General features: G+C 58.1%; 4 protein-coding genes. 2 read left to right on the forward strand and 2 right to left on the reverse strand.

Annotated features, from left to right (window positions below; all coding sequences use genetic code 11):
- Positions 1-412: DUF2127 domain-containing protein (locus ACC569_RS14165; RefSeq protein ID WP_372524175.1), on the forward strand; the 412-nt coding region annotated here is incomplete at its 5' end.
- Between the two features lie 156 nt (positions 413-568).
- On the opposite strand, the gene ACC569_RS14170 is transcribed toward ACC569_RS14165, so the two are convergent.
- Together ACC569_RS14170 and ACC569_RS14175 are read right to left on the reverse strand one after the other, a co-directional pair.
- On the reverse strand, positions 569-1270 hold the full coding sequence (locus ACC569_RS14170; RefSeq protein WP_372524176.1) for a tetratricopeptide repeat protein: 702 nt from the start codon (positions 1268-1270) through the stop codon (positions 569-571).
- Positions 1260-2447: a CehA/McbA family metallohydrolase gene (locus ACC569_RS14175; protein ID WP_372524177.1), complete on the reverse strand. Its 1188-nt coding sequence runs from the start codon at positions 2445-2447 to the stop codon at positions 1260-1262. The genes ACC569_RS14170 and ACC569_RS14175 overlap by 11 nt, the downstream gene beginning before the upstream one ends.
- A gap of 493 nt (positions 2448-2940) precedes the next feature.
- On the opposite strand from ACC569_RS14175, the gene ACC569_RS14180 reads away from it, so the two are divergent.
- On the forward strand, positions 2941-4092 hold the full coding sequence (locus ACC569_RS14180; RefSeq protein WP_372524178.1) for an exonuclease SbcCD subunit D: 1152 nt from the start codon (positions 2941-2943) through the stop codon (positions 4090-4092).
- Positions 4093-4105: the final 13 nt, after the last annotated feature.

Below are 4105 nucleotides of genomic sequence, written 5' to 3' on the forward strand. Positions count from 1 at the left end.
AGCGGTCTTTGAGGCCTTCAAAGGCATCTTGGTGCTGGTGGCGGCCGGTGCCCTTTTCAAGTTACTGCATCCCGACGCGCAGCGCGCCGCCGAAGAACTGGTACGCCACTTTCATCTGAACCCCGCCAGCCGTTACCCGAGGATTTTTTTGCAGGCGGCCTCCCATCTCAGCAATGTCCGCCTCCTCGTCATAAGCCTGGGTGCCGTGGTGTACGCGGCGGTCCGATTCGCGGAGGCCTACGGGCTTTGGCGTGGCCGGAACTGGGCGCGTGTCTTGGCTATAGTAGGTGCCGCCCTCTACGTGCCGCTCGAGCTGCTTGAGCTGACCAAGCGAATCAGCGGGGCGGGGTTAGGCATGTTGCTTGTTAACTTGCTCATCTTGGTGGTGTTATGGCGCAGGAGGGTCACGTAACGGGTGTCGATTGCTATGTAGGCATGCAGATTTGGCAAGACCGCGAAATGGTTAGCGATTATGATAAGGAATAATAATTCGCCATGGACACCTCCCACGACGCGCTTATTCGCGGCGCGCCGGGTGTGACAAGTAAGGCGGGTTCAGGGTGGCCCATTAGTCGGAATGCGCCGCTCCGGGAACCGACGGCGGCCACAAAGTTTTTTCGTAGGCTTCGAATTCCCTTCGGTCTTTGATGGCGATGAAGTACTCCCGTACCGCCGCTAAATAGTTCCCCTGCGCCTTGAGAGCCGCGGCCAGTGCGGCATGCAAACCATAGGCGTCCGGCTCGAGGCGGAGTGCCCGACGCACCAGTCCTTCAGCCTCGCCCCATTTGTCCTGTTCGCCCTTGATCATGGCCATGTAACCCAACGCCCAGGCGCTCAACTGGCCGGCGGACTGGTGATCGGCGATGTCACCGAGAATGCTCAGAGCCTGATCGAACTTGTTGTCAAAGTAATACAGAAAACCAAGACGGAATTTCATCTTCAGACTCGCCGGATTTTTGCGATATTTCTCGGTGTACCTGAAGAGCGCTTTTTCAGCAAATCGCGGATCCAAGGCTTGTACCTTCTTCAGCGTGGATCGGCCTTCCTCGATCTTGCCCATGTACGAAAGACATACCGCGTACTCGAAATTCATCTCAGTACTATCCGGATTCTTCAGCACCTTGGCCTTGTGCTCGGCGTATTCCTTCACGATATCGGGCGCGATCACATACGCGGCGCGGGCTGGCAGCACCGCCGCACCACAAAAAAGCAGGACCAGAGTTCCCTGAATGATGCTCCTGCGGATCGGGTGCCGGCGGTTACGTGACATAAATGGGATTCGAGAAGATCCACGGATATTCTTCCCGTTCGACTTCGAGCGCGACCTCGACCCGGTATATGCCTTTTCCCGCAACCGGATGATCCAGCCTGTTTCCGTTTGCCGTTTGAATCGGTTGTCCATTGCGATAGAGGCGAATTATCCCATCGTGTGGAGCCTCGGCGGTAAGAATTGGTTGCGAAGAATAGGGCACGTCATCGCCCATAATCCCCAGCACCTCGCGGTTTCTGGCCTCGAAATGAAAGCCGGTCGCATCTGCGAGCAACCCGAACGAGCAATAGGTATGACCGGCCTGCAGGGCGCGCAACAGCGCTGCCTCATCCAGTCGCGCCGCCAGGATATGCGTTTGGAGGAATTTGAAATCGACGGAATAAGGATCCAGCAGCTTGCCAAAAACCACCGTATTCTGATGCGCATCGTTGCCGGCGATGCCGACCAGCTTTTTCTTCTGGATCAGCTTGTCCCACTTGGACAGATAGTAATCGGGGCGGGAGAGCGGTCCGCGCACGAAGGCCTCTTCGGGGAGATCCTTCGCAGAGGTGAATTCATCAGCCAGCATGAGCGGCGTCTTCCACAGATGAGCATAGGTGCTGTCGGCCAGGTCGTAGATTTCGATGCCGTCGATCCCCCGGACGTCCCATTTCGTGAATCGCCACGGATGCGCAACAAAAGCCAGTCCACCCTGTGATTTGATTTCGTTGACGGCCTGTTGGACCGTCATACGGTGGCCGTCAATGTATTCTTTGACGTTAATGGCGAGAAGGCCCTGACCTTTATTGATCATTTCAGCGCCTCGGATTACCACGATGCCGTCATATGTTCCCTGCATTCCCTCGGTAAATATCTTCTTGCTATTATGATCCGTGATGAAAAGGAAATTGAGGCCGGCTTCCTTGGCAGCGCGGATGATCTCATCGGGGGTGCCTTGGCAATCACGAGACACGCGGCTATGGACGTGGATCACCCCCTTGTAATCGTTCAGGCCCGGCAGCGCGGTGCAGGATCGGTGCTGTCCATGAAGCAGGCTGATACGACGAAGGAGCTCATCGTTTGAGCGGCGAGCAAAGCGCAAACCAATATACGACGCGCCCGCCAGCGAGACTAGCGCGGCTCCGGCGCCCAGGAGAAATCTTCTCCGTTTCAGTATGCGCGTTGACCTCTTGGGCATGGGTCTTGTTTCTCAATTCTTTATGTCAAGATACCGCCATCGTGACGGTAGCGATGTTAGACCGGAGCCGGGCCGAAGAATTCTGGAACCTGTTTCTGGCGAGTTGCTATTCCCTGTTCTTGGTAACGCGCTTAACATGGGGCATGTGTGAAAAGTTGTATAGGATAGACTTTTCCGGGCAGAATGACATCTGCAGAGAACGTTATTAATGCAAATTTTCCCTGTATTTTTCCCTGTTACAGGGAATTTTCCGCAGAGAAGGGTTCGCTCTAGACTGGCTCCTCCGCCAGTCAAATAGAAATGGGGCCAAAGGCCCCATTTCTATTTGACCAGTGAGCAGGAAGATTCAAAACCTCGGTAACTCAATGACGACTGAATAATATTCAGCCACTCGTCTGTTCGGTTTATCCGTCGGTAAGCCGGGGCACATTGAAGTTCCGTGCGGAATTTCGGACACTACGGAATTGTCATGCAAGGACTTGGGGTTGGCAGGATGCGAATTATCCATACCGCCGATTGGCATCTCGGTCGGATCTTTTACGGCGTTCACTTGACGCAGGACCAGGCCTACGTGCTGGACCAGTTCATTAATTTGGTCCGTGAGGCAAAACCTGACGCCGTTGTCATCGCGGGAGACGTGTACGACCGGGCCGTTCCGCCGCCCGAGGCGGTGAGCCTGCTCGATGAGACCCTCTCGCGACTCGTCATCGATCTCAAGACGCGGGTAATACTGATCGCCGGCAACCACGACAGCCCGGAGCGTCTGGGTTTTGGCACGCGGCTGCTCTCCCAGAGCGGTCTGCACGTGGCGGGGCGCGTCGGCCTCGACCCGATGTGGACATCGCTTACGGACGCTCACGGCGCCGTGAGTGTTTGCGCGATCCCCTATGCCGAGCCCGCCCTGGTGCGCGAACGCCTCGGCAACCCGGACCTTCCCGATCACGCCGCCGCGATGCGCGCCGTCATCGCGAAGGCGCGCGAGACGCGTCCGCGCGGCACGCGCTCGGTGCTCGTAGCTCATGCTTTTGTCGTCGGGAGCGAGGAATCCGAGTCCGAGCGCCCGCTGTCGGTGGGCGCCACGGGCGCCGTCGAACCGTCGGTGTTCGACGGTTTTTCCTTCGTCGCGCTCGGCCATCTGCACCGCCCGCAGCGGGCCGGCAACGACCGGATCCACTACTCGGGATCGCTGCTTCAGTACTCTTTCTCCGAGGCCACCCATTCGAAGTCGGTCAACCTGGTGGAACTCGATGCCGCGGGTCGATGCCACCTCGAGCGGATCCCGCTCGTACCGCGCCGCGCGGTGCGCTGCGTGACCGGGACGCTGGAAGCGCTGCTGAATACGCCAGTCGGCAACGAAGCCGACGACTACCTGTCGGTGACGCTCCTCGACAAGGGCCCGGTATTCGATCCCATCGGACGGTTGCGGTCCAAGTATCCCAACGTGCTGGAGCTCAAGCGGATGGAGCGGCTCGGCCGGGGTGATCCGGCGGCGTCCCGCGTGGACTATCGCACTCTGAGTGATCGCGAGATTTTTACTTCCTTCTTCCAGACGGTGAAGGGCGAAGCCGCGTCCGAGGACGAGGTCAACGCCTACCTCGGCGTCGTCGAACGGCTGCACGCCTTGGAACGGGAGTCCCAGCCGTGAAGCCCCTGCGCCT

Origin of the sequence: Sulfuricaulis sp. (assembly GCF_041499725.1) — a bacterium.
GTDB lineage: Bacteria > Pseudomonadota > Gammaproteobacteria > Acidiferrobacterales > Sulfurifustaceae > Sulfuricaulis.

Bases quoted from the DNA above. Each gene is read 5' to 3' on its own strand.
- ACC569_RS14170 (WP_372524176.1), bottom strand. From the start codon at position 1,270: ATGTCACGTAACCGCCGGCACCCGATCCGCAGGAGCATCATTCAGGGA.
- ACC569_RS14175 (WP_372524177.1), bottom strand. From the start codon at position 2,447: ATGCCCAAGAGGTCAACGCGCATACTGAAACGGAGAAGATTTCTCCTG.
- ACC569_RS14180 (WP_372524178.1), top strand. From the start codon at position 2,941: ATGCGAATTATCCATACCGCCGATTGGCATCTCGGTCGGATCTTTTAC.